General features: G+C 65.0%; 25 protein-coding genes. 12 read left to right on the top strand and 13 right to left on the bottom strand.

Features of this window, described 5'->3' with window-relative positions; genetic code table 11:
• Nucleotides 1-82 precede the first annotated feature (82 nt).
• Nucleotides 83-589 (bottom strand): MarR family winged helix-turn-helix transcriptional regulator, encoded by a 507-nt coding sequence (locus I6F16_RS28125; protein WP_225113426.1) that lies wholly within the window; start codon nt 587-589, stop codon nt 83-85.
• Nucleotides 590-740: 151 nt separating this feature from the next.
• Here I6F16_RS28125 and I6F16_RS28120 point away from each other — a divergent pair, with 151 nt between their 5' ends.
• Nucleotides 741-2,588 carry a feruloyl-CoA synthase gene (locus tag I6F16_RS28120; protein WP_225113427.1) on the top strand — a complete coding sequence of 616 codons (1,848 nt, stop codon included), beginning with the start codon at nt 741-743 and terminating at the stop codon, nt 2,586-2,588.
• Between the two features lie 345 nt (nt 2,589-2,933).
• Here I6F16_RS28120 and I6F16_RS28115 read toward each other — a convergent pair whose 3' ends face one another.
• Nucleotides 2,934-3,440 carry a MarR family transcriptional regulator gene (locus tag I6F16_RS28115; RefSeq protein WP_036001836.1) on the bottom strand — a complete coding sequence of 169 codons (507 nt, stop codon included), beginning with the start codon at nt 3,438-3,440 and terminating at the stop codon, nt 2,934-2,936.
• 83 nt (nt 3,441-3,523) lie between these two features.
• On the opposite strand from I6F16_RS28115, the gene I6F16_RS28110 reads away from it, so the two are divergent.
• From I6F16_RS28110 to I6F16_RS28100, 3 genes are read left to right on the top strand one after another with little or no spacing between them, the layout of a single operon-like run.
• On the top strand, nt 3,524-4,732 hold the full coding sequence (locus I6F16_RS28110; RefSeq protein WP_225113428.1) for a cytochrome P450: 1,209 nt from the start codon (nt 3,524-3,526) through the stop codon (nt 4,730-4,732).
• An 11-nt stretch (nt 4,733-4,743) separates the two neighbouring features.
• Nucleotides 4,744-5,067 carry a 2Fe-2S iron-sulfur cluster-binding protein gene (locus tag I6F16_RS28105; RefSeq protein ID WP_225113429.1) on the top strand — a complete coding sequence of 108 codons (324 nt, stop codon included), beginning with the start codon at nt 4,744-4,746 and terminating at the stop codon, nt 5,065-5,067.
• A 48-nt stretch (nt 5,068-5,115) separates the two neighbouring features.
• On the top strand, nt 5,116-6,327 hold the full coding sequence (locus I6F16_RS28100) for an ABC transporter substrate-binding protein (RefSeq protein WP_036001888.1): 1,212 nt from the start codon (nt 5,116-5,118) through the stop codon (nt 6,325-6,327).
• 220 nt (nt 6,328-6,547) lie between these two features.
• On the opposite strand, the gene I6F16_RS28095 is transcribed toward I6F16_RS28100, so the two are convergent.
• A complete protein-coding gene (locus I6F16_RS28095; protein WP_036001827.1) occupies nt 6,548-7,810 on the bottom strand; it encodes an NAD(P)/FAD-dependent oxidoreductase in 1,263 nt (420 codons plus the stop codon).
• A gap of 322 nt (nt 7,811-8,132) precedes the next feature.
• Here I6F16_RS28095 and I6F16_RS28090 point away from each other — a divergent pair, with 322 nt between their 5' ends.
• Entirely contained in the window at nt 8,133-9,305 is a 1,173-nt protein-coding gene (locus tag I6F16_RS28090; RefSeq protein WP_036001824.1) for an ABC transporter substrate-binding protein, read from the top strand.
• Nucleotides 9,306-9,477: 172 nt separating this feature from the next.
• Here the strand turns inward: I6F16_RS28090 and I6F16_RS28085 are convergent, their stop codons facing one another.
• The 10 genes from I6F16_RS28085 to I6F16_RS28040 form a co-directional block, all read right to left on the bottom strand.
• Nucleotides 9,478-11,349 carry a sugar phosphate isomerase/epimerase and 4-hydroxyphenylpyruvate domain-containing protein gene (locus I6F16_RS28085; RefSeq protein WP_225113430.1) on the bottom strand — a complete coding sequence of 624 codons (1,872 nt, stop codon included), beginning with the start codon at nt 11,347-11,349 and terminating at the stop codon, nt 9,478-9,480.
• Entirely contained in the window at nt 11,346-12,404 is a 1,059-nt protein-coding gene (locus tag I6F16_RS28080; protein WP_225113431.1) for a Gfo/Idh/MocA family oxidoreductase, read from the bottom strand. The genes I6F16_RS28085 and I6F16_RS28080 overlap by 4 nt, the downstream gene beginning before the upstream one ends.
• The gene (locus I6F16_RS28075) at nt 12,401-13,138 is read right to left on the bottom strand and encodes an ABC transporter ATP-binding protein (protein ID WP_036020339.1); all 738 of its coding nucleotides are present in this window, start codon (nt 13,136-13,138) and stop codon (nt 12,401-12,403) included. Before I6F16_RS28075 ends, I6F16_RS28080 begins: the two co-directional genes overlap by 4 nt.
• 9 nt (nt 13,139-13,147) lie before the next feature.
• Entirely contained in the window at nt 13,148-13,891 is a 744-nt protein-coding gene (locus I6F16_RS28070; RefSeq protein ID WP_036001814.1) for an ABC transporter ATP-binding protein, read from the bottom strand.
• On the bottom strand, nt 13,888-14,886 hold the full coding sequence (locus I6F16_RS28065) for a branched-chain amino acid ABC transporter permease (RefSeq protein ID WP_036020342.1): 999 nt from the start codon (nt 14,884-14,886) through the stop codon (nt 13,888-13,890). Before I6F16_RS28065 ends, I6F16_RS28070 begins: the two co-directional genes overlap by 4 nt.
• Nucleotides 14,883-15,758: a branched-chain amino acid ABC transporter permease gene (locus I6F16_RS28060; RefSeq protein WP_225113432.1), complete on the bottom strand. Its 876-nt coding sequence runs from the start codon at nt 15,756-15,758 to the stop codon at nt 14,883-14,885. Before I6F16_RS28060 ends, I6F16_RS28065 begins: the two co-directional genes overlap by 4 nt.
• A 161-nt stretch (nt 15,759-15,919) precedes the next feature.
• On the bottom strand, nt 15,920-17,050 hold the full coding sequence (locus I6F16_RS28055; RefSeq protein ID WP_225113433.1) for an ABC transporter substrate-binding protein: 1,131 nt from the start codon (nt 17,048-17,050) through the stop codon (nt 15,920-15,922).
• A 56-nt stretch (nt 17,051-17,106) separates the two neighbouring features.
• Nucleotides 17,107-17,982, bottom strand: coding sequence for a shikimate dehydrogenase (locus I6F16_RS28050; RefSeq protein WP_225113434.1), 876 nt, complete (start codon nt 17,980-17,982; stop codon nt 17,107-17,109).
• Between the two features lie 131 nt (nt 17,983-18,113).
• A complete protein-coding gene (locus I6F16_RS28045) occupies nt 18,114-19,052 on the bottom strand; it encodes a LysR family transcriptional regulator (RefSeq protein WP_225113435.1) in 939 nt (312 codons plus the stop codon).
• Between the two features lie 367 nt (nt 19,053-19,419).
• The gene (locus I6F16_RS28040; protein WP_036001797.1) at nt 19,420-19,596 is read right to left on the bottom strand and encodes a hypothetical protein; all 177 of its coding nucleotides are present in this window, start codon (nt 19,594-19,596) and stop codon (nt 19,420-19,422) included.
• Nucleotides 19,597-19,761: 165 nt separating this feature from the next.
• Between I6F16_RS28040 and I6F16_RS28035 the strand changes: the two genes are divergently transcribed.
• The 7 genes from I6F16_RS28035 to I6F16_RS28005 all read left to right on the top strand — a co-directional run bounded on the left by I6F16_RS28035 (nt 19,762) and on the right by I6F16_RS28005 (nt 25,081).
• Complete coding sequence (locus I6F16_RS28035; RefSeq protein ID WP_036001794.1) at nt 19,762-20,490, top strand: LuxR family transcriptional regulator; 729 nt, start codon at nt 19,762-19,764, stop codon at nt 20,488-20,490.
• Between the two features lie 83 nt (nt 20,491-20,573).
• On the top strand, nt 20,574-21,233 hold the full coding sequence (locus I6F16_RS28030; RefSeq protein ID WP_036020350.1) for an acyl-homoserine-lactone synthase: 660 nt from the start codon (nt 20,574-20,576) through the stop codon (nt 21,231-21,233).
• A 1-nt stretch (nt 21,234) separates the two neighbouring features.
• Nucleotides 21,235-21,453: a hypothetical protein gene (locus I6F16_RS28025; RefSeq protein WP_036001783.1), complete on the top strand. Its 219-nt coding sequence runs from the start codon at nt 21,235-21,237 to the stop codon at nt 21,451-21,453.
• Between the two features lie 303 nt (nt 21,454-21,756).
• Complete coding sequence (locus I6F16_RS28020; RefSeq protein ID WP_036001780.1) at nt 21,757-22,674, top strand: branched-chain amino acid ABC transporter permease; 918 nt, start codon at nt 21,757-21,759, stop codon at nt 22,672-22,674.
• Nucleotides 22,671-23,615, top strand: a complete 945-nt coding sequence (locus tag I6F16_RS28015) for a branched-chain amino acid ABC transporter permease (RefSeq protein WP_036001776.1) — start codon at nt 22,671-22,673, stop codon at nt 23,613-23,615. The genes I6F16_RS28020 and I6F16_RS28015 overlap by 4 nt, the downstream gene beginning before the upstream one ends.
• Nucleotides 23,608-24,375, top strand: a complete 768-nt coding sequence (locus tag I6F16_RS28010; protein ID WP_036001772.1) for an ABC transporter ATP-binding protein — start codon at nt 23,608-23,610, stop codon at nt 24,373-24,375. The genes I6F16_RS28015 and I6F16_RS28010 overlap by 8 nt, the downstream gene beginning before the upstream one ends.
• Nucleotides 24,368-25,081: an ABC transporter ATP-binding protein gene (locus I6F16_RS28005; RefSeq protein ID WP_036001768.1), complete on the top strand. Its 714-nt coding sequence runs from the start codon at nt 24,368-24,370 to the stop codon at nt 25,079-25,081. Before I6F16_RS28010 ends, I6F16_RS28005 begins: the two co-directional genes overlap by 8 nt.
• Nucleotides 25,082-25,083 lie beyond the last annotated feature (2 nt).

Here is a 25,083-nt window from a genome sequence, read left to right as displayed (position 1 = left end):
ATCAGTGGCTTGGGGGACATTTCGGCCGGCGCCCGGCCGGTCGCCTCAGTGACCTATCTGCCCAAATCATAGGCAGTCGGGATCAGGTGAAGCCGGAGAGGATCCGGAGCAGCTGTGCCCGGTTCTCCTTGCCGATCTTCGCCTCGACGTGCCGCTCGTGCGCGGCCGCGAGCCGCTTGAATTTCGTCAGCGCCGTCTCGCCCTGCGTAGTGAGGTGCAGCGCATGCGAGCGCCGGTCCTGCTTCGACTTGATCCGCTTCACCAGCTTGCGCTGTTCGAGGCCGTCGAGCAGGTGCACCAGCCGGGCGCGCTCGATGCCGAGGCGTTTTGCCACCGCCATCTGCGACAGGCCCGGATTGGCGCCGATCACGGTCAGCACCGAATATTGCGTCGGCCTGATGTCGACCTCGCCGAGCGTCTTGATGAAGTCCTGAAAGATCCAGATCTGGAAGCGCCGCACTGCATAGCCGGCGTGGCCGACCAGCGCGTCGAGGCCGACGCCGTCGGCGCCATCGCCTGGTGCCGCGCCGTTGCCGGCGCGCTTGCGTGGGGCGTGGCGGCCGTGGGCCCGGGATGCTGTGGCTGTCACGTCGTGTCTCCTGTCGCGCAACCCTAGCGCCCTTGGGCCAAGAGCGAAAGATTGTTGTTGACGACAACAATTGCCACGCCCAACATTATGACCAAAGCGGCCCGGAACGAGGCTGCGCCGATCCTGTAAACCGGGATGGAGGAGGAAACACATGACAGCCGCCTCACATGGTGACGTTGCAGGCCTGTTCGCAGTCCCAAGGACCGTCGCGGAGCATCGGCCCGACGGCAGCATCGTTCTGCGCTCGCCCGAGCCTCTCGGCGAGACTGCGCGCTGCACCGGCGATTGGCTGGAGCAATGGGCGCAGCAAAGGCCGGATGCGATCTTCCTGGCCGAGCGCGGCAATGTCGAAATGCCCTGGACCACCGTCACCTATGCGCAGGCGCTTCGCAAGGTGCGCGCCGCCGCGTCCTGGGTCCTGGCACAAGGGCTCAGCGCGGACCGCCCCGTCGCGATCCTCTCGGACAACAGCATCGATCATGCGCTGCTCGCGCTCGCCGCCCAGCATGTCGGCGTGCCCTCGGCGGCGATCTCGCCGGCCTATTCGCTGATGTCCAAGGATTTCGATAAGCTCAAGAGCATGATCGCGCTGCTCGATCCTGGCGCGATCTACGTCTCTGCGCTTCAGCCGTTCGCACCGGCGCTGGCTGCCATCGAGCCGCTGCACAGCGCGCAGATCATCAGCGGCAATGCCGATGACACTGAGGTGCTCGCGTTCCGCGCCGTTGCGGCCACCCCCGAGACGGCCGACGTCGCAAGAGCCTTTGCGGCACTCACGCCTGATACGATCGCGAAATTCCTGTTCACCTCGGGCTCGACGGGCACGCCGAAAGCCGTCATCAACACCCAGCGCATGCTGACGTCGAGCCAGCAGGCCAAGGCGCAGACCTGGACCTTCCTCGAACGGAGCCGCGATCTCGTCATTCTCGATTGGCTGCCCTGGAGCCACACCTTCGGCGCCAACCACAATTTCAACCTCGTGCTGCGCAACGGCGGCGCGCTCTACATCGACGGCGGCAAGCCCGCGCCCGGCCTGTTCGCGACCTCGCTCGCCAACCTCAGAAGCGTGATGCCGACGGTCTATTTCAACGTGCCGCGCGGCTTCGACATGCTGATCGCGGCACTGCGCAGCGACGAGGAATTGCGCCGCCGCTTCTTCGGCGAGGTGAAATTCGCCTTCTATGCCGGGGCCGCGCTGCCGCAGAATCTGTGGGATGCTCTCGAAGAGCTCTCACTCGAGACGGTCGGCCGCAAGCTGCCGATGGTCTCGGCCTGGGGCTCGACGGAAACCTCACCGCTCGCCACCGACTGTCATTTTCTCGCCGAGCGCTCCGGCAACATCGGCGTGCCCATTCCCGGCACCGAGCTGAAGCTCGTCACCTCCGGCGACAAGCTGGAGGTGCGGGTGCGTGGCCCCAACGTCACGCCCGGCTATTGGAAGGCACCCGAGCTGACCAGGCAAGCGTTCGACGAGGAGGGCTTTTACTTGATCGGAGATGCGGTGAAGCTTGCCGATAGCGCGCGCCCCGAGCGCGGCCTGTTCTTCGACGGTCGCGTTGCCGAAGACTTCAAGCTCAATTCCGGCACCTGGGTCAGCGTCGGCGGCTTGCGCGTTGCCGGCATCGCCGCGCTGGCGCCGCTGGCTCAGGACATCGTCGTCGCCGGTCACGGCGGTGACGAGGTGCGTTTCCTGGTGTTCCCGAATATTGCGGCTTGCCGCGCCCATGCCGGTCTGCCCGAAACGGCGGCGGCCAGCGACGTGCTGGCGCACGACAAGGTCCGCAGCGCCATCGCGCAGGGTTTGGCGAAGCTGAAACAGCAGAGCGCCAACTCCTCCGGTCACGCCACCCGCGCGCTGCTGCTCGCCGAGCCACCGTCGGTCGACGGCGGCGAGATCACCGACAAGGGCTACATCAACCAGCGCGCCGTGCTGACGCGCCGCGCCGATGCGGTAGCGCGGCTGAACGATGATGCGTCGGGTGAGTGGATCGGATTGTAAAGGCCGAGTTAGCGACGCCACATTCCGCTGTCATTCCGGGGCGCGCCTCTTGGCGCGAGCCCGGAATCCATTTCACCGTAGGGGTGGTGCACGATGGATTCCGGGTTCGCGCTACGCGCGCCCCGGAATGACGAGTGGGATACGCCAACAACCCTGTCGCAACATCCTGCCGATTCTTTTGTTGCCTAAGCAACTAATCTGTGCGAACCGTTCCAGACAGAGATGACGGCGGGCGAACCGCCGCGTTCTTTTCTGGAGGAAGCAATGCGCGGCAGAAGGGGTGCCGTCGGCAAATGCCGGCGCATGATCGGGAGTGACGGGAGCTTGCGCGCCGCGCGCGACCCGTCAGGTGTCGACGCTGCCGGTGACTGCGCCGAGATTTTCGTGCAGCCGGCGCAAGAGATCGATCAGCACCTCGCGTTCGTCCTTGCTGAGGCAGGACAACAGCCGTCGCTCGCGTTCGAACGCAGCGACGATCACCTTGTCATGGGTGGCGCGGCCCCTTGCCGTCAACGAGATCGAGTGGGTGCGGCCGTCGTTCGGGTCGGTGCGGATCGACACCAGCCCGCGCTTTTCGAGGCCGGCAAGCGTCCGGCTCACCGGCCCCTTGTCGAAGCCGATGACGTGGCAGATGCGCGATGCCGGGATGCCGGGTTCGATCGCCAACAGCGACATGATCCGCCATTCGGTGACGTTGACACCGAACTCGCGCTGATAGAACGCGGTCGCGCTGTTCGAGAGCTTGTTGGCGATGAAGGTGATGAACGCCGGGACGTAACGGTCGAGATCGAGCGTCGGCCCTGCATCATGGGGCGCGGGCTTGTGGCGGGCTTTGGTCGAGGACGGCGGCATATCGGGTTTCTGACTCGCGGCGGGCCCAAAGACCTAAGGGCATGCGTCGTCCTTTCACAAGATCAAAATGAGGGAGGTCTTCCATGACCGCATCCGGCTGCGCGGGATCGGGTGTCCCGCATGTCGACGTCGACCCCTTCGACATGAGCTTTTTTGCCGACCCCTATCCGGCGCATGAGCTGCTGCGGGAAGCCGGCCCCGTGGTCTATCTCGACAAGTGGAACGTCTATGGCGTGGCGCGCTATGCCGAGGTCCACGCTGTGCTGAACGATCCCGCAACCTTCTGCTCCAGCCGCGGCGTCGGCCTTTCCGACTTCAAGAAGGAGGCGCCGTGGCGACCGCCGAGCCTGATCCTCGAGGCCGATCCGCCGGCGCACACCCGCACCCGCGCCGTCCTGTCAAAAGTGTTGTCGCCGACCGTGATGAAGCAGGTCCGTGACCGCTTTGCCGAGGCGGCCGAGGCGCGTGTCGATGCCCTGCTGCAGATGCGCAGCTTCGATGCGATCGCGGATCTCGCCGAGGCCTACCCGCTCTCGATCTTTCCGGATGCGCTGGGCCTGAAACCGGAGGGGCGTGAGCATCTGATTCCCTACGCGAGCGTGGTATTCAACGCGTTCGGCCCGCCCAACCGGCTGCGCCAGGAGGCGATCGAACGATCGGCGCCGCATCAGGCATACGTTGCCGAGCAGTGCCAGCGCGAGAATCTGGCACCCAGCGGCTTCGGGGCCTGCATCCACGCGCAGGTCGACGAGGGTGCTATCACGGCCACCGAAGCGCCGCTGCTGGTGCGCTCGCTGCTGTCGGCCGGACTCGACACGACAGTCAACGGCATCGGCGCTGCGGTGTATTGCCTCGCGCGCTTTCCTGATCAATGGCAGCGGCTGCGCGACGACCTCACGCTCGCACGCGGTGCTTTCGAGGAGGCCGTGCGCTTCGAGAGCCCCGTGCAGACCTTCTTCCGCACCACCACCCGTGAGGTCGAGATCTCCGGTGCGCGAATCGGCGAGGGCGAGAAGGTGCTGATGTTCCTTGCCGCCGCCAACCGCGATCCGCGGCGCTGGGATGCCCCTGACAGGTACGACATCACCCGCCGCACCTCCGGCCATGTCGGCTTCGGCTCCGGCATCCACATGTGCGTCGGCCAGCTCGTCGCCCGCTTGGAAGGCGAAGTGATGCTGACCGCGCTGGCCCGGCGCATCGCAAAGCTCGAGATCACGGGCGAGCCGAAGCGCCGTTTCAACAACACGCTGCGCGGGCTCGACAGCCTGCCTGTGACGATCACCCCGGCCTGACGAGGAGCTTGATGCCTGCCATTACCTTCATCCATCCCGACGGCAAGTCCGATCGCGTCGAGACCGCGGGCGGCGAGAGCGCCATGCAGGCCGCGACCCGTCACGGCCTCGACGGCATTCTGGCCGAATGCGGCGGCAACGCGATGTGCGCGACCTGCCATGTCTACGTCGACGAGAGCTGGCTCGCGCGCCTGCCTGCGATGGCCGACGACGAGGATGCGCTGCTCGACGGCACCGCCGCTGAGCGGCAACGGACGAGCCGACTGTCCTGTCAGATCACGATCACGCCCGATCTCGATGGGCTCGTCCTGAAGTTGCCAGAGCGGCAGGTCTGATCTGCCAAGCCGTCGGATCTTCGCAAAATATCAAACAGGGAGGGAATGATGAAACATCTGAAGTGGACGCTCGCGCTGGCTGCGAGCTTGGTGACCGGCGCGGCCAACGCCGAAATATCGGACAACGTCGTGCGCATCGGCGTGCTCAACGACATCTCCGGCATCTTCCAGGACACCAATGGCATGGGCTCGGTCGAGGCCGCGCGGATGGCGGCGGAGGATTTCAACGGCGGCGGCAAGGGCATCAAGGTCGAGATCGTCTATGCCGATCACCAGAACAAGGCCGATGTCGGCAACGCCATCGCGCGCAAATGGCTCGATGTCGAGGGCGTCGACGCCATCGTCGACGTGCCGAACTCGGCCGTCGGTCTTTCCATCAACGCGCTTCTGCGCGACAGCCGCATGACCTTCCTGGCGTCCTCGACCGCAAGCTCGGACCTCACCGGCAAGGCCTGCTCGCCCAACACGATCCAATGGGTCAACGACGCCTGGGCGACCGGCAACACCACCGCAGCCGCCATGGTGTCGCGCGGCGGCAAGGATTGGTATTTCCTCACGGTCGATTACGCGCTCGGCAAGGGCATCGAGGCGGAGGCGCAGAAATACATCGAGGGTCACGGCGGCAAGGTGATCGGCTCGTCGAAGCATCCGCTCGGCACCTCCGATTTCGCGTCCTTCCTGCTGCAGGCGCAAAGCTCGAAGGCGCAGGTCATCGGGCTCGCCAATGCAGGCGGCGACACCATCAACGCGGTGAAACAGGCCGCCGAATTCGGCATCCAGCAGAGTGGGCAGAAGCTCGTCGCCTTCCTGCTCTTCATCAACGACGTTCACGGCATGGGCATCAAAGTCGCGCAGGGCCTCCAGCTCATGGAAGCCTTCTACTGGGACATGAACGATGATACCCGCGCGTTCGCCAAGCGTTTTGCTGCACGGCCCGGCATGAACGGCAAGATGCCGAGCGGCAATCAGGCCGGAGTCTATGCTTCCACGCTCGCTTATCTCAACGCCGTCGCCGCCACCGGCAGCGACAATGCCAAGCAGGTCGTGCCCGAGATGAAGAAGTTCAAGGGCAAGGACAAGCTGTTCGGCGACACCGCGATCCGTCAGGACGGTCGCGTCGTGCATCCGATGTACCTGTTCGAGGTGAAGAAGCCGGAGGAGTCGAAATATCCGTACGACTATTACAAGCTGGTCGCGACGATTCCCGCAGACCAGGCGTTCCGCCCGCTCGCGGAAGGCGGGTGCGAGCTGGTGAAGTAGCGGCCGCGAGCGCGGCGCGATTGCACCCTCTCCCCTTGTGGGAGAGGGTGGCTTCGCGAAGCGAAGCCGGGTGAGGGGTCTCTCTCCTCACGAACAATCGCGAGAGTTGAGAGAACCCCTCATCCGGCGCCGTAGCCGAAGCTCTGCTTCGGCGTTCTTAAGAACGGCGGCCGAAGGCCGCCTATGCCACCTTCTCCCACAAGGGGAGAAGGAAGTAAGACTACACCACCTTGCTCGACCCCTGCGTGATCAACCGCGCTGCGCGCTGGTCTCGCGCGTAGATCCACAGCCAGCTCAGCGCGACGCTGAGGCGGTGGCGCAGGCCGATCAGGAAGTAGATGTGGGCGATGCCCCAGATCCACCACGCGATGGTGCCGCGCAGCTTGATCTTGCCGAAATCGATGATTGCGAGCCGCTTGCCGATCTGCGCGAGGTTACCAGAATGCTTATAGCGGAACGGACCCGCTGCAGCGCCGCGCAGGCGCGCTTTGATGGTCTCCGCGACGTGACGGCCCTGCTGCTTGGCGGCCGGCGCGATGCCGGGCACCGGCTTGCCGTCCCAGGCGTTGATGCTGACGGTATCCCCGATCGCGAAGATCTCGGGATGGCCTGATATGGTGAGGTCGGCCTCGACCAGCACGCGCCCGGCGCGATCGTGCGCTGCGCCGAGCCATTCGGCAGCGGGCGAGGCGCGCACGCCGGCGGCCCAGATCCGTGTCTTGGCCTCGAGCAGTTTGCCGCCGAACACGACGCCCTCGCGATTGATCTCGGTGACGGCCTGCCCGAGCACGACCTCGACGCCGATCTTTTCCAGCGAGGCCTGCGCATAGGCTGATAGCTCGTCGGGAAAGCCGGCGAGCACGCGCTGGCCGGCCTCGATCAGCACGACGCGGGCCTTGTGCGTGTCGATGTTGCGGAAATCGGCGGGCAGGGTGTGATGCGCCATCTCGGCGATGGTGCCGGCGAGCTCGACGCCGGTCGGACCGGCGCCGACGATCACGAAGGTCAGCCGTGCCGCGCGCCGCTTTGGATCGATCTCGCGCTCGGCGCGCTCGAACGCCACCAGGATGTGCCGGCGCAAGGTGGTCGCATCCTCCAGCGTCTTCAGGCCGGGCGCGAACTGCTCCCATTCATCGTGGCCGAAATAGGCGTGCCGCGCGCCCGTGGCCAGCACCAGCGTGTCGTAGGGCACCTCGCTGCCGTCGTCGATCAGCACGCAGCGTCGTTCGGCATCGACGCCGCTCACGGTGGCGAACAGCGTCGTCACCTCGCGCCGGTCGCGCATGAGATGACGGATCGGCCAGGCGATCTCGCTGGTTGCGAGCGAGGCGGTCGCGACCTGGTAAAGCAGGGGCTGGAACAGATGATGATTGCGGCGGTCGATCAGCGTGATCTCGACGGGAGCGCCCGCAAGCCGGTAAGTCGCCTCCAGCCCGCCGAAGCCGGCGCCGACGATGACGACGCGATGGGGATTTGCGGCCATGATTTAATCCTCGAATCTCGCTGCTGCTCGCCTTCATTTAAGTGCGGATTGGGCGCCGCGGTCCAATAGAGGTCATCAATCGTCGCATAGGCCTGATGTATCGATCCGGCGCGAAAAAGCGCCACAGCCTCCCGGACCGGCCCTGGGTCGGCCTCGGCCGAAGTGAGTAGAATTATAATTCTTGCCATCTCCAATCGGGGCGAAATATGGTGCAGGGCGGGCGCTGAGCCATTGGCGGCGCGACAGATTTTGCGTTCAATAGAGACAGGCCTGGAGCGGCGATCACCCCGCTTCCAGGACCGATAATTAAGGAGGGAGTGTTATGAGGACGGCATTCTGGCTGGCGGGCGCAGCGGCGCTGGTGCTGGCAAATCAGGCATTCGCCGGAGACACCATCAAGATCGGTTTCGTCTCGACCTTCAGCGGCCCGACCGCCGTGATCGGCAACGACATGCGCAATTCCTTCGAGCTCGCGCTCGATCATCTCGGCCGCAAGATGGCCGGCAAGCCGGTCGAGGTGCTCTACGAGGACGACGGGCAGAAGCCCGACGTCGGCAAGCAGAAGACCGAGAAGCTGGTGCAGTCGGACAAGGTCGATTTCATCGTCGGCTATATCTGGTCGAACGTGCTGCTCGCCTCGCTCAAGACCGCGGTCGATTCGAAGACCTTCCTGATCTCGGCCAATGCCGGGCCGTCGCAGCTCGCGGGCGAGCTGTGCTCGCCTTACGTGTTCTCGACCTCCTGGCAGAACGACCAGACCCCGCAGGCGGTCGGCACCTATATGAACCAGAAGGGTGTCAAGTCGGTGTTCCTGATCGGCCCGAACTATGCCGCCGGCAAGGACATGCTGGCCGGCGTCAAGAGCACCTTCAAGGGTCAGGTCGTGGGTGAGGAATATACGGTGTGGCCGAGCCAGCTCGACTTCTCCGCCGAGCTCTCCAAGGCGCGTGCCTCCGGCGCCGAGTCGATCTTCGTGTTCTACCCGGGTGCTGCTGGCGTGCAATTCCTGAACCAATATGCACAGGCCGGGCTGAAGAGCACGATGCCGCTCTACACCGCCTTCACCATCGACGAGCTCTCGCTGCCGCTCCAGAAGGAGAACGCGCTCGGGGTGCCCGGCGCGCAGCAATGGGTCAACGACCTCCCCAACGAGCAGAACAAGCGCTTCGTCGCCGACTACCGCAAGAAGTACCCCGGCCTGCGCCCGACCTTCTACGGCGCGCAGTCCTATGACGCCGCGAACCTGATCAACAGCGCCGTCGTCGCCGTGAAGGGAGACACCTCCAAGAAGGACGAGATGAAGGCCGAGATGGAGAAGGCCAACTTCAAGTCGGTGCGCGGCGCGTTCAAGTTCGGCAACAACCACATCCCGATCCAGAACTTTTATCTGCAGGACGTGGTCAAGGATTCCGAAGGCCAGCTCGCCTTGAAGACCGTCGCCACCATCGTCGAGAACGATCAGGATCGCTTCCACGAGAAGTGCAAGATGAAGTGAGCCACAAGCGACGTAGCCCCTTCTCCCCTTGTGGGAGAAGGTGGCGCGAAGCGCCGGATGAGGGGTTCTCTCCCCTTGCAAGATTGGCCGTGAGGAGAGAGACCCCTCACCCGTCTCGCCGCTTTGCGGCGAGCCACCCTCTCCCGCAAGGGGAGAGGGGAAGCAGAATTGCCTACACCCTCGGCATGCTTGCCGGGCGCACCTCGCGCGCTTGCGCTGCGAGCCTGATGCCGGCGTTGGCGGCGCCAAAACCCTGATAATTCCTGCGTTCGACGATCTCGAAGAAGAAGCGCTCGTCGAAGATGTGGGTGTAGACCTGGAAGAACTCGCCGTCGCCCTCGCGGTCGTAGAGGATGTGGTTGGCGCGCAGCTGCGCCATCAGTTCGGGCGAAAGATCGTATTTGGCTTCGATGTCGTCGTAGTAATTGTCGGGGATGTCCAGGAAGCCCGCGCCGCGCTGGCGCATCGCGGCGACGGTCGCAAAAATATCCTGACACGCGAAGGCGACATGCTGCACGCCCGAGCCGAAGAACTCCGAGATGAAGCGTGCCGGCAGGGTGCGGTTGGCGGAGGAGCCATTGAGCACGAAGCGCAGGCTCTGGTCGGCGTTGATGACCGCCTGGCTCTGCACGAGGCCTCTGGGGTCGGCGATCTCCATCTGCGGCAGGCGTTTCAGATCGAGAATGCCGGTGTAGAACAGCAGCCAGGTCAGCATCTCGTCATAGGGCATCGACTGCGCGATGTGGTCGACGGCGACCAGCGCATCGGCGCTGGCGTCGCTTGCGACAGGCTCGAAATCGGTGTCCCAGTTCTTGCCGGCTTGGTCGAGAAAATAGAGCAGGCTGCCGCCGACGCCATGGATCGCGGGAATCTCGAGTTCACCCGGTCCGACCGGCTGGTAGAAGGTGCGCGCTTTCAGCGTCTCGGCACGCTGCATGGCGCGGTCGGCGTCGTCGACGTCGAGCGCGATGGCGCAGACGCCGGGCCCGTGGGTGACATAGTGCGAATGCGCAAAGCCGTCGGTCTCGCAATTGATGACGAGCTCGACCTTGCCCAGCGACCAGCGCTCCACCGCCTTGCTGCGGTGCTGGCCGCTCTTGCGGAAGCCGAGCTGTGAGAACAGGCGGCCAAGCTCGCCGGCCTTGCTCTCGTTCACGGCAAATTCGATGAAGCCGGTGCCGCGGCTCTTCGCCTTCGGGGCCAGCGCCTTGCCGGCGAAATTCGGCCAGTCCGGTGCGAGCTGGTCCTCCAGCAGGATCAGCGAGCGCAGGCCGTCGACCGCGGTCTGTGCGGCCGAGCCGGCGCGGAACTGGTCGTTGAAGATTTCCAGCGACAGCGGTCCGGCATAGCCGGTCGCTGCGATCGCCGCCATGAACGCGCCGACCGGCAGGTCGCCCTGGCCGGGGAAGGAGCGGAAGTGCCGGCTCAATGACAGGATGTCGAGCTCGAGCCTTGGCGCGTCGGAGAGCTGCACCAGAAAGATCTTGTCGCCGGGGATCGAGGCCATGGCGCGGGTCGGAAAGCCAGGTGCCAGCGCATGAAAGCTGTCGAGGATGACGCCAATCGCGGGATGATCGGCGCGGCGCACGATCTCCCAGGCGTCGCGATAATCGTTGACGTGACGGCCCCAGGCCAGCGCCTCATAGCCGACGCGCAAACGACGTTTCGCGGCGCGATCGCCAAGCTCGCGAAAATCGTCAGCCGCGCGGTCGATGCCGCCGAGCGCGGCGGGTGAGACGTTGGAGCAGATCAGCAACAGATCGGTGCCGAGCTCCTGCATCAGATCGAACTTCCGCTCCGCGCGGGCGAAGTTGCGCGCGCGCTGCGGCTCCGGCATGCCTTCGAAATCGCGGAACGGCTGGAACGCACAGATCTCGAGATTGAGGTCCGTGCACATCTTCGCGATATCGCGTGGGCCGGCGCCGAACGACAGCAGGTCGTTCTCGAAGATTTCGACCGCATCGAAGCCCGCGGCGGCGATGGCGCGGAGCTTTTCGTCGAGGCTGCCTGAGAGGGAGACGGTGGCGATCGAGCGCTTGTTCATGCGGCCTGCTCCATGATCTGCCCCGGCGAGATCGTTTGCCCGGTACGCGCGGCCGCGCTGACGGCTTCGACGACGGCGAGCGTTCCCATCGCGTCCTCGACCGAGATCAGCGGCTGTTCACGGCCGGCAATCATTGCGCAGAAATGCCGGAGCTGCTCGACCAGCGGATCGAACGCGGGCGGCGCGATGGTCGCGCGCGCCAGCGGCGCGTACCAGCCGGGCTGCTCAGTGTATGACCACAGCTCCATGTTCGGCACGGAGAGCGAACCCGCCGTCCCTGCGAAGATGTAGCAGGGCTGGTCCTGCCTGGGATAGGCCGGGTTCTCGCCTGAGGAGAGCTCCCAGCTCCACGGCGCCGGCGTCGCATCCGACACGGTTACCGTGCCCAGCGCGCCGTTGGCGAAGCGCAGCAGCAGCGCGGCGGTGTCCTCGACCGCGAAGCCGCGCACCTTGTTCGAGGTCAGCGCCTGCACCTCGACGATCTCGCCGCAGATGAAGCGGAGATTGTCGATGTCGTGGATGAGATTGATCAGCAGTGGCCCGCCGCCTGCCTCACGCCGCCAGGCGACCTCGAAATAATCGTCGGGCTTCTTGAGGAGCCACAGCCCGACCACGGCCGTGAGCTGGCCGAGCTTTCCGTTCGTCACGGCCTCGCGGGCCGACTTGATGACGGGATTGTGCCGCCGGTGGTGGCCGACCAGCATCGGCACGCCGGTGCGTCTCACCGCCGCGCACAGGCGTTGCGCGGTGGCAACCGTCTCGGTCACCGGCTTCTCGATCAAAGCCGGCACGCCGGCTTCGGCGCAGTCGAGCGCCATCGGCAAGTGCAACGTGTTGGGCGACGCAATGATGAGGCCGTCGGGCTTCTCTTCGGCCAGCAGCGCGCGATGGTCCGCATAGCAGGGCACGCCATGCGCCCGCGCATATTCCTTCGCGGCGGGCGAGGGGTCTGCGATGCCGGCGAGCACGCAATCCTGGGAGGACTCGATCAACTCGATATGGCGACGGCCGATCAGGCCGGCGCCGGCCACGGCGATCCGCATTCTCGCGCTCATGCTGCACTCTCCTCCATGGCGCCGCCGAGGAAGAGCTGCCCGATGCGCGGATCGTTCAGAATGCGCCTGGCGTCATCGACCATGCGGGTCTGGCCAAGCTCCAGCACGATGCCGATGTCGGAGATCTCCAGCGCCGAGCGCGCGTTCTGCTCGATCATCAGGATGGTGACGCCGCGATCGCGCAAGCTCTTGAGGATGTCGAAGGTCTGCTGCACCATCAGCGGCGACAGACCGATCGAGGGCTCGTCGACCAGCACCAGCTTCGGCTCGAGCAGCAGCGAGCGGGCGATCTCGAGCTGCTTCTGCTCGCCGCCTGATAGCGTCGAGGCCTGCTGCGCGGACTTGCGCCGCAATGCCGGAAACAGGTCGAGCGCCGCCTCGATCCGCTTGGGCAGGTCGAGGCCCTTGTCGGCGGCGACGCCGCCGAGCTCGATATTGTGGCGCACCGACAGCTCGGGAAAGATGTTGCGGCCCTGCGGCACGTAGCAGATGCCGGCGTTGAGCAGCGCGCGCTGGCTCAAATTGGTGACGTCGCGGCCGGCGAAGCTGATCTTGCCTTCGCGCAGCTTGAGCAGGCCGAAGATGGCCTTGAATACCGTCGATTTGCCGGCGCCGTTCGGGCCGATGATCGTCGTGATCGTGGCTGACGGCACGGCAAACGTCGTGCCGTTCAAGATCGTCATCTTGCCGTAGCCGCCGACGAGATTGTGGACCGAGAGAATGGGATCGCTCATTACGCGCCCCTAATGTCCGAGATAGGCTTCGATCACGGCGGGGTTCTTGCGGACCTCGTCGGGCCGGCCCATCGCCAGCACCTTGCCTTCCGCCATCACCATCACGCGCGAGCACAGCGACATCACGAACTCCATGTTGTGCTCGATCACGACGAAGGTGGCGTTCTTCTCGCGGTTGATCGCGACCAGGCGCTCCTTGAGGTCCGCCAGCATCGACGGGTTGACGCCGCCGGCTGGCTCGTCGAGCAGCACCAGGCGCGAGCCGCCCATGAAGGCCATGGCGGCATCGAGCAGTTTTTGCTGACCATAAGAGAGACCCCCAGCCGGCTCGTCGGCGAGATGGTCGAGCTTGAAGAATCCGATCATCTGGTTCGCGGCCTCCGTCAGCCCGGCATCGGAGCGGCCGACCAGGCGCGAGGCCATGTTGCCCTGGTGCTCCTGTCCGGCGAGGATCAGGTTCTCGCGCACCGAGAGCTTTGGGAACACCTGCAACAGCTGGAAGGTGCGGCTGACCCCGAGCTTGTTGAGCTCGGAGGGACGCAGGCCCGTGACGACCTGTCCGTCGAGCTTGACTTCGCCGCCGGTCGGCGTGAGCTGGCCGAGGATGCAGTTGAACAGCGTGGACTTGCCGCAGCCGTTCGGCCCGATCAGGCCGAGGATCTCGCCCTCGCGCACGTCGAACGAGACCCCGTTGACGGCGTGGATGCCGCCAAAGCTCTTCTTGATGTCGGTGACTTCGAGGACCGCGCTCATTGCGCCGTCTCCAGGCGCGACTTTGCGACGGCGCGCAGCGCGGACGCCGCCTTGGTGCGGCGCTCGGCGAGATATCGGTCGAGGATTCCGAGAATGCCGGTCGGCGACCAGATCAGCAGCAGCATCACGGCGACGGCGTAGAGCATCAGGTAGTAGCCTTCCGTGAAGCGCAGCCATTCCGGCAGCAGCACCGCGATCATCGCTCCCAGGAACGGACCGAAATAGAAGCCGGCGCCGCCGACGATCACCATCAGCAGGAGGTCGAGCGAGAGCGACAGGTTGAACGGCACGGGATCGATATATTGCGTCAGCGGCGCATAGAGCGCTCCGGCGACGCCGCCGAGTGCCGAGCCGATCGCGAACGCCATCAGCGTGTAGCGGCGGGTATCGACGCCGAGGGATTGCGCGCGCAACGGATTCTCGCGCAGCGCCATGAAGGCACGGCCCCAGGGCGAACGGATCAGCCACCACACCGCAAGCGAGACGATCGCGAGCGAGCCGAGGCAGACATAGTAGAACGGCAGCGGCTTGTTGGTCGCGATGCCGAAGATGTGCGGACGCGGAATGTTGGAGATGCCGTAGATGCCGCCGGTCAGCCAGCTCTCGTTGCGGAACACCAGGAAGGCGAGGGTGGAAAAGGCGAGGGTGACGAAGGCGAGGTAATGATGCTGCACGCGCAGTGCGGGATAGCCGAGCACCCAGCCGATCGCAAAGCTCAAGACGATCGCCACCAGGATCGCCGCCGGCAGCGGCCAGCCATGCGTGGTCATGATCGCGGCCGCATAGGCGCCGATGCCGACGAAGGCGCCTTGCGCCAGCGAGACCTGGCCGGCATAGCCGAGCGTGAGATTGAGCCCCATGGCGGCGATGCTCATCACCGCCCATTGGCTCAGGATGAACAGGCCGTAGCGGTTGAAGTTCATGGGGACGATGATCAGCGCGGCGATGATGGCAAGGCCGAGCGCGATCTTCAGGGGTTTGGCGATGCCGCTCATACGGTGCGCTCCTCGGCACGGCCGAGCAAGCCCTGCGGCCGGAACAGGATGACGGCGATCAGGAACATCATCGGCACGGCGGCGCGATACTGCGTCGAGACATAGGCCGCCGCGAGATTGTCGAGCACGCCGATCAACAGGCCGCCGGCGATCGCGCCGCGCACCTGGTTGAAGCCGCCGACGATCGCGGCGATGAAGGCGGCCTGGCCCAGCACCTCGCCGGACGAAAATTTTGCGAGGTAGATCGGCGTGATCAGCAGCGAGGCCAGCGCGACCAGAAAGGCGTTGATCAGAAAGGTCAGCAGGATCATGCGCTCGACCGGGACGCCGATGATGCGGGCCACCGTCGGGTTCTGCGCCGCCGCCTGCATCTGGTGGCCGAGCGAGGTACGGCTCAGCAGCGTGGTCAGGCCGAGAACGGCGAGGATGGCAACAGTGAGCACGCCGATGCTCTGCAGCGACACCGCATGGCCGAGGATGGAGATGTCGCCGGTCGGCACGATCGAGGGGAAGGGCGAAGCCTCCGCGCTGTAGAACTGCTTGACCGATTCCTTGACGCCGATCGCGAGCGCCATGGTCGCGATCGCCAGCGGTAGCACACCGTGACGCATCATCGGGTCCACCAGCAGCATCTTGAAGGCGAGCCCGAGCAGGATCAGCGAGAGCAGGATGCCGAGGATGATCGCGAGCCAGAACGGCGCGCCCACATGCATCGCGGCCAGCATCAGGAACGCCGGCAGCATCACGAACTCGCCTTGCGCGAAATTGATAGTCTGCGAGGTCTGCCACAGCAGCGTGAAGCCGACCGCGACCAGCGCGTAGATGGCGCCGGTGGCGAGCCCCGCGACCAGTAGATCGAATAAGTTGGACATGTTCCCCTCTCTCCTCTCCCTCTCCCCGCTTGCGGGGAGAGGGTTGGGTGAGGGGGAACCTCCGCGAATTCGGTGATAATCGGACTCGCGGAAGCTCCCCCTCACCCGGAATTTGCGCTGCAAATTCCGGCCTCTCCCCGCAAGCGGGAGAGGCGGAGATCTCACTTCACCTTGGGCAGCACCTGCTTCACCACCTGCTTGCCTTCGACCACCTCGACCAGGAAGCTCTGGCGGTCGATGTCGCCGGTGTCGCTGAAGGTGACGTCCATCAAAATGCCCGGCTCGTCCGCGGCCTTGATGGTGAGGCCGTGCAGCGTGTCGGCGAACTTCTTCGGGTCGACCTTGCCCATCTTTTCCGTGGTGGCCTTCACCATGTAGACGGCGAGGTAGCCCTTCAGGCCGTTATGGTCAGGAACGTAATTGTACTTCTTGGAGAACTTCTCGCGGAACGCCTTGACCAGGTCGACCGGCGCGTCGGTGGTGAGGCCGACATGGCCGCGCGCGCCGTTGGCGGCATCGCCGGCCAGCTCGATCACCTTCTGGCCGATCAGCGTGGTCTCGCCCATCAGCGGCGCGGTGACGCCCTGGCGCTTCAGCTCTTTGAGGATGCGCGCGCTCTCTTCCTCGTTCAGATAGACGAACACGGCGTCGGGATTGGCGGCCTTGATCTTGCCGACGTCGGCGGCGAAGTCGGCCTGGCCCGCTTCGGTCGACAGATCGGCAACAACCTTCGAGCCGAGCCGGTCGAGCTCCTTGACGATGACGTCGCGGCCACCGCGGCCGAAATCGTTGTTGACCCAGACCACCGCAACGGTCTTCGCCTTCATCTCGTCGTGGATGTACTTTGCGACCTTCGGCATTGAGGATTGCTGGCCGAAGGAGGTGCGGAACAGGAACTTGTTACCGGTCTGCGTCAGCTCGGCGGCCTCGCCGCCCATGATCTGCGCGATGCCGGCTTCGGCCGCGAGCGGCGCGGTCACCTTCACCGAGCCGGAATAGCCGGGCCCGAGCAGCACATAGGGCTCGGCGTCGAGCGCCTTCTGCACCTGGGCGCGCGCCACCCCGGGGTTGGACTGCGAGTCGGCGTGGCTGACCTCGAGCTTGCGGCCGAGCACGCCGCCCTTGGCGTTGATCTCCTCGATCGCGAGGTCGATGCCGTTCTTCCAGTTCGTGCCGACGGTGGCACCGCCGCCCGAGAGCTCCGCGACGTTGGCGAGCTTGATCGCCTGGGCAAAGGCGCCCGTTGCGGTCATGACGGTGAGCAATGCGCCCACCACTAGCGTTGATTTCATCGTCCTCTCCTCCCGTTTCAAATCTTGCAAGCGGCCTTGTATCCGGCCGCTTCGCCTCAAGCTGCCTGATAGGCGGCGCTGCGCGCTGCCATCACGGCGTCGAAAGCCTCTCCCATGATCTCGGTGGATGGGGCAAGGCCTGTGAACAATTCGAAGGCGTCGGCGGCCTGGTAGATCGCGAGGTCGCGGCCGGTCATGATCTTCGCGCCTTTCTCTCGCGCTGCGGCCAGCAGCGGCGTGATCAGCGGCGAGTAGACGGCGTCGGCGACCCATAGGTCCGCTCTGAGCAGTCCCGCCGGCACCGGCGTGTCACGGTTCGGCAGCATGCCGACCGGCGTGCCGTTGACGAGACCGGTCGCACCCTCGAGCGCATCCTCGACGCTGGCGGCAACGCGGGCGCCGCGCGGGGCGAGCATGGCGGCCAGTTTCTCGGCGCGCGCCGGCTCGCTGTCGAAAATGCGGATGTCGGCCACGTTCAGGCTCGCCAGCGCAAACGCGATGGCCTTGCCGACGCCGCCGGCGCCGATCAGGGCGATGGCGTTGCCGGAGGGCGCCAGCAATGGCGTCACCGCCCGCGCGAAACCCGTGGTGTCGGTGTTGTGGCCGGTCAGCCGGCCATCCCTGACGACGACGGTGTTGACCGCGCCCATGCTGGCTGCGCCCGGCGCCAGCGCGTCGAGCAGCGGCACCACCGCTTCCTTGTAGGGGTAGGTGACGTTGACGCCGGCAAAGCCGAGCCGCCGGACGCCCTCGAGCATCAAGCGCAGCCCGGCCGCATCGGCGCCGGCGACCTCGATAAGCTGGTAATGGCCGCGCAGGCCGAGCGCTTCGGCGGCGCGCTCATGCATGGCGGGCGAGGCGGAATGCGCGATCGGGGCGCCGATCAGGCCGGTGAGGAGCTTCTTACTGGCGGCGTATCCGCGTTTCGACATGGTTCGCTATCGTCTCAAGGGAGCGTCCGGCCCCGGCCATTAGCGGGGAAATCCGTGCAATTCCAGCTGCGACGATAGCCTTTCCCCCGCCTAACACAATTACCCTTTTATCTGGGAAACCTAACATCATGTTATTTCCTCCGCCCGCGGGCAGGGGCGGTCTTGCCACTGCCGCGGGACGGCTCGACCGCGCGCATCTCGGTGCGCAGGGCCTCGATGAAATACTCGGCATGCAGCGACAGCGGCGTGCCGCGCTTGACTGCGATGTAGGTGTCGAACCGCGTCGGCTCGGCGATCTTCAGAAGCTCGATCCCGGGATAGCCGCCATGGGCGACGGTGAACTGGTCGATGATGGCGATGCCGAGTCCCGCCTTCACCAGCGCGCAGACGGTGGTGCCGAAGCGCGCGCGGATCGTGATGTTGTAGTCGAGCCGGTGGCGCGCGAAGATCCCGGCCATGATCCGGCCGTAGGGGTCGTTGGGATCGATGCCGATCAGCGGATAGCGCGTGATCTCGGCGGCGGAGACCTGCTTGCGGCCGGAGAGCTCGTGGCCGGGCGGCACGATGCAATAGAGCTCGCCCGAAGCGAGCGGCATGAAGTCGAGCCCGGAATGCTCGAGCCGATAGCTCATCGCCACGCATTCGCCGCGGCCGAGCATCAGGTAGTCGATGGCTTCCTCGAGCTTGAGGATGTTGATGTCGATGCCGAGATCGGGATAGCGGCGGCGGACGCGCTCGATCGCACGCGGCACCATCACCTGCGAGATGCTCGGCACCGAGCCGATGCGCAGCTCCGACAGGCCGCCGCGGCCGATCTTGGAGATGATCTCGGAGAGGTCGTCGACCTTCTTGTAGACGCCGTTGATCTGCTCGAAGATGTTCTCCGCTTCCGGCGTCGGGAAGTAGCGCCCGTTCTGGCGCTGGAAGAAGCGGATGCCAAGCGAGCGCTCGGTGTATTTGACGAGGCGGCTGATCCCCGGCGCCGAGACGTTGAGCAGCTTCGCCGCACCGCCGATGGTGCCCGTCACCATCACGGCACGGATCACTTCGACCTGGCGCAGCGTCATCATGGCCTTGAACCGTCCCTGGCATCGACAAGAGATCGCGGCGATCATCTCACGAGAGATGCGCTGTCATCCAGCGGCAAGTGTGCGCCGATGTGGTCGGAGGCTGGCGCTTTCCCTCTCCCCTTGTGGGAGAGGGTGGATCGCCGCAGAGCGGCGAGACGGGTGAGGGGTCTCTCTCCGCGACTTCAAATGGGAGTTGGATTCGCGGAGAGAGACCCTCATCCGGCGCTTCGCGCCACCTTCTCCCACAAGGGGAGAAGGGAAGCCAAAATTCGCGGTCAGAGTGTTTCGACTAAAACCCGCGCGGTCAGATGGAGAGGCGTCCTCGTGACGCGATCTGTTGCTCCGGCGTCGTCTTTGCAACGGCGTTCTAGCTCGCCGGCCCTTCCGGCGACACGCTCTCGGCCAGCTCCGCGCGCTCGCTCTGCAGCACCTCGCGCGCAAACTCGATGATCTTCTGCTTGTTCGCCGTTTCGCGGACGGCAAAAAACACGCGGTTCAATTCCAGGCCGAGCACGCTGTTGAGGGCGATGTCCTCGTCTTCCATCGTTGGCTTCCCGCTTCGGATGTTCTCAGGTGTATCGTGGCGTCAATTCTGCCACAAGTAGTTAAATCCTCAGAGCGCATGAGCACCGGGAAACTACGGCCACAGCGAATTGAGGCGGTCTGTGAATACGTGCTATACGGAAGCGCGAGGGTCAGGAAACGTACGATGTCCGCCGTAGACTATGGCCGGGAGGCGCTCGACTTCATCGAAGGCCTGCAGACCTACCGCAAGGTACCAGAGGCCATGAACGCGCTCGAAGCGGCGTTCGGTCGCTTCGGCTTCGAAACCATCATCGTGACGGGGTTGCCCAATCCCGATCAGCAGTTTGCGCAGATGGTGCTCGCCAAACGCTGGCCTGCGGGATGGTTCAGCCTCTACACCGAGAAAAACTACGATCGTTTCGATCCCGTGGTGCGGTTGTGCCGGCAGTCGGTCAATCCGTTCGAGTGGTCGGAAGCGCCCTATGATGCGGAACTCGAGCCGAATGCGGCCGAGGTGATGAACCGTGCCAGCGAGTTCCGCATGTCGCGCGGCTTCATCGTGCCGATCCACGGCCTCACCGGCTACGAGGCGGCGGTCTCGCTCGGCGGTGTCCATCTCGACCTCAATGCCCGCAGCAAGCCGGCGCTGCATCTGATGGCGATGTATGGCTTCGACCACATTCGCCGTCTGCTCGAGCCGATGCCGCATCCGTCGACGCGCCTCACGCCGCGCGAACGCGAGGTGATCGCCTGGGCTTCGCAGGGGAAGTCGGCCTGGGAAATCGGCGAGATCCTGCACATCACCCAGCGCACCGCCGAAGAGCATCTTGCAACTGCTGCGCGCAAGCTCGGCGCGGTCAACCGTACGCATGCGGTCGCGCTGGCGATTCGGAACAAGATCATCAATCCTTAAGCCGCCTTACTGGGAAATTTCCCAATACCGAAGCTGCGTCTTTTCGCAGAATCTCCCCCCATTGAGGATGAATGGGGGTTTTCATGATTCACGCAGTTTCCGCGGTAAATCGTCACCTTTATGAAGACGTAATCGAGCAGCATTTCCGGCTGCGTCACGACATCTTCGTCGAGGAGCGGCGCTGGGAGACGCTGCGCAGGCCGGATGGCCGTGAGATCGATTCCTACGACGACGAGGACACCGTCTACCTGCTGGCGCTGGAAGGCCGCCGCGTCGTGGGCGGTCATCGGCTCTATCCGACCACCAAGCCCTCGATGATGAGTGAGGTGTTTCCGCATCTGGCGGCGGTTCGCGGCTGGCCCGCCGATCCGCTAGTGTGGGAATGGTCGCGCTACTTCGTCGTGCGCGATCGCCGCGACGGCGCGCTCAACCTGCAACTGATGGCTGCGGTGCAGGAGTTCTGCCTCGACCAGGGAATCGCGCAGGTCAGCGCGATCATGGAGACCTGGTGGCTGCCGCGCTTCCACGAAGCCGGCTTCGTCGTGACGCCGCTCGGCCTACCGGCTCTGGTCGAGAACGCATGGACCATGGCGGCGACCATCGACATTCGTCGGGAGACGCTCGATGCCCTGCATCATCGGATCGGCACGGCTTCGGTCGTGCAGCAGGACGGCCCTCGTCTCGATGCCATCGCCCGTGCCAACCTCTGCGGTCATGTTGCCGCGCAACGAAAGAGCGCCTGAGATGTCGAACGTGATGCGGGACAGCCAGATCATGGCGCAAATGAAAGACGAGGATCTCGGCTACATGTCCGACATGGCGCTCGAACTGGCGCAAATGGCGGAGGACACCGGATTGACGACGCTCGCTTATCTGTTTCGGATGGCGGCCCTGGAGGCGTCGACGGCCAACAGCGTTCTCGCCGAGCCGGACGAGCTCCCCCGGCAGATGACGTCGCACTAGACGCAGCCCTGCTCGATTTTACGACGATCGTACCCTCTCACCGCCAGCCGGTGAGAGGGTGATGCCGTTTCGCTGCGGCAGGTTGCCTCATGCCGCGCGGCAGCCTTTTTGCATTGCGGGGCGCGTCCCGGCCGCACGTGCCGAGATGCAACAAAGTGCATGTTTGATGTCGAATCGCTCTTGCCTCGGAACGATACTGCCATTACCCATTTTTCGGCCTTGAAGAGGCAGGGGGAGCTCTTTCACTGATGGCGACAGTGTTCGAACATCGGCGCGCGTCTGTATGCGCCTGAAAGAGTCCTGATGCTGCTCGTCGTCGAACAATTCTTGAATGGGTTGCAGTTCGGTCTGCTGCTGTTCCTGCTCGCCGCAGGCCTGACGCTGGTGTTCGGGATCATGGATCTCGTCAACCTCGCGCACGGCTCGCTCTATATGATGGGCGCCTATTTCGCCGCCACCTTCGCGGCCTGGACCGGCAGCTTCCTGCTCGGCGCGCTGATGGCGTTGGGCGCGACGCTCGTGCTCGGCATCGTGCTGGAGGTGAGCGCGCTGCGGCATCTCTATGGCCGCGACCATCTCGACCACGTGCTCGCGACCTTCGGCCTGATCCTGTTCTTCAACGAAGCCGTGCGGCTGATCTGGGGCCCGGCGGGCCTGGCGTTGCCGCTGCCGGCCTGGCTCACCGTGCCGGTGCCGATCCTGCCCGGCATTCACTATCCCGCCTATCGCCTCGCCATCATTGGGGTAGCGCTGCTGGTCGCGCTGCTGCTCTATCTCGGCGTGATGCGCACCCGCATCGGCATGCTGATCCGGGCCGGCGCATCCAACCGCGAGATGATCGGCGCGCTCGGCATCAACATCAAGCTGCTCTACACGCTGGTGTTCGGCCTGGGCGCCGCACTCGCGGGCCTTGCCGGGCTGATGCAGGCGCCGATCCTGACCGTGCAGATCGGCATGGGCGAGAACATCCTGATCCTCGCTTTCGTCATCATCGTGATCGGCGGCATCGGTTCGATCCGCGGCGCTTTCCTCGCCGCGATCTTCGTCGGCATGATCGACACGCTCGGCCGCGCCTTCCTTCCGAACCTGCTCCGCCAGGTGCTGAGCGGCGCCGCCGCATCCACCGCCGCGCCCGCGCTGTCCTCCATGCTGATCTATCTGCTGATGGCGATCGTGCTGGTGGTGCGGCCGGAGGGGCTGTTTCCGGCCAATCGTCGATGAAGGGTTTGAGCGTGAGCAAGGCCGTCACGGCCCTGATGCTGGCGGGCCTCGTGCTGCTGCCGCTCTATTCGCAGCTGACCGGCAACGTCTTCATCCTGACGCTGTTCACCCGCATCATCATCCTGGCGCTGGCGGCTGCGAGCCTCAACCTCATCATGGGATTTGCGGGCCTGATGAGCTTTGGCCATGCCGCGTATCTCGGCATCGGCGGCTATGCCGTCGGCATGCTCGCGCAGGAAGGCGTTGGGTCCGGCTTCATCCAGTTTCCCGTCGCGATTGCGGCGTCGGCGATCTATGCGCTGGTGATCGGCGCGCTGTCGCTGCGCACCCGTGGCGTCTACTTCATCATGATCACGCTGGCCTTCGCTCAGATGGCCTACTATGTCGCCTCGGGCCTGGCTCGTTACGGCGGCGACGACGGCCTGACCATCTACACGCGCAGCGACTTCTCGGGCCTGATCGATCTCGGCAACCGCACGCAGTTCTATTATCTCTGCCTCGCCTGCCTTTTCGGCGTCATGCTCCTGATATGGCGCATCGTCAACTCGCGCTTCGGTCTTGTCGTGCAGGGCCTGCGTTCCAACGAGCAGCGCATGCAGGCCATCGGCTTCCCGGCCAAGCGTTACCAACTGGTCTGCTTCGTCATATCAGGCACGATGTGCGGCCTTGCCGGCGCGCTGCTCGCCAACAACACCGATTTCGTAAGCCCGGCCGTGATGTACTGGACCCGTTCCGGCGACCTCATGGTGATGGTGATCCTGGGCGGCATGGGCACGCTGTTCGGCCCGGTCATGGGTGCGGTGGTGTTCCTGCTGCTGGAAGAACTGCTGTCGCAGATCACCGAATATTGGGCGCTGATCCTGGGCCCGCTGCTGCTGCTCATCGTCCTGTTCGGCCGCGGCGGCATCATGGGCGCACTCGGGAGGGCTGGCCGTGGCTGAACCCTTGCTCCGCGTCGAAAAGCTGGTGCGCCGCTTCGGCGGAATCATCGCGACCGACAACGTCTCGCTCGACGTCGCATCCGGCGAGCTGCACGCCATCATCGGCCCGAACGGCGCCGGCAAGACCACGCTGATTAGCCAGCTCACCGGGCATCTCGAACCGCATTCCGGCAGCGTCTCGCTGGCGGGGCGCGACATCACCTATCTGCCGGCCTATCGCCGCTGCGCGTTGGGCCTGGCGCGTTCGTTCCAGATCACCTCGCTGCTGCTCGACTTCACCGCCGCGGACAATGTCGCGCTGGCGGCGCAGGCGCATGCCGGCACCTCGTTCCGATTCTTCGCCAATGCGCGGAAAGAGAAGGGTCTGCGCGATGCCGCCCAGGCGGCGCTCGATCGCGTCGGCCTCGGCCATCGCGCCGATATCGTGGTCTCCAGGCTCAGCCACGGCGAACGCCGCGAGCTGGAGCTCGCAGTCGCGCTCGCAAGTAAGCCGAAGCTGTTGCTACTCGACGAGCCGATGGCCGGCCTCGGCGTGACCGAATCCCAGCGCATGGTGAAGCTGCTCCAGGAGCTGCGGAAAGAGGTCTCGATCGTGCTGGTCGAGCACGACATGCCGGCGGTGTTCGCGCTGGCCGACCGCATCACGGTGCTGGTCTATGGCCGCGTCATCGCCTCCGGCGACCCGGCCGCGATCCGGGCCAATGAGGACGTCAAGCGCGCCTATCTCGGCGATCAGCATGTGGTGACGCATCATGGCTGACACGCTGCTCGAGGTCGACGGCATCGAGACCTGCTACGGCCTGTCCCAGGTGCTGTTCGGCCTGTCGCTGTCGATCAAGCCGGGCGAGATGGTCTCGCTGATGGGCCGCAACGGCATGGGCAAGACCACCACCATCCGCTCCATCATGGGCCTGACGCCGGCGCGCGCGGGCACCATTCGCTTCGCGGGCGCGGAGGTGCGGCAGCTTCCGTCCTACCGGATTGCGAAACTCGGTGTTGGTCTCGTGCCCGAGGGCCGGCAGATCTTTCCGAACCTCACCGTGCGCGAAAACCTGGTCGCGGCCGCGGCGGATCGCTTCAACAGCGATAATCCCTGGACGCTCGCCGCGATCTACGTGATGTTTCCGCGCCTCGCCGAACGCGCGTCCAACATGGGCAACCAGCTTTCCGGCGGCGAGCAGCAGATGCTCGCGATCGGCCGCGCGCTGATGACGAATCCAAAGCTCCTGATCCTGGACGAGGCGACCGAAGGCCTCGCGCCGCTGATCCGGCAGGAGATCTGGAATTGCCTGTCGCTACTCAAGAGCCGCGGACAGTCGATCCTGGTCGTCGACAAGAACGTCGACCATCTCGCCCGCATCTGCGATCGCCACTACATCATCGAGCGCGGCAAGACGGTGTGGAGCGGCACCTCCGACGAGCTGATGGCCGCGCCGGATCTGCAGCACAAATATCTGGGAATCTGAGC

The sequence above is a fragment of the Bradyrhizobium sp. IC4060 genome (assembly GCF_020193715.1).
Classification (GTDB): Bacteria; Pseudomonadota; Alphaproteobacteria; order Rhizobiales; family Xanthobacteraceae; genus Bradyrhizobium; species Bradyrhizobium yuanmingense.
Note: the sequence above shows the minus strand (reverse complement) of the source record. Positions and strands in the feature narration are given on the sequence as shown.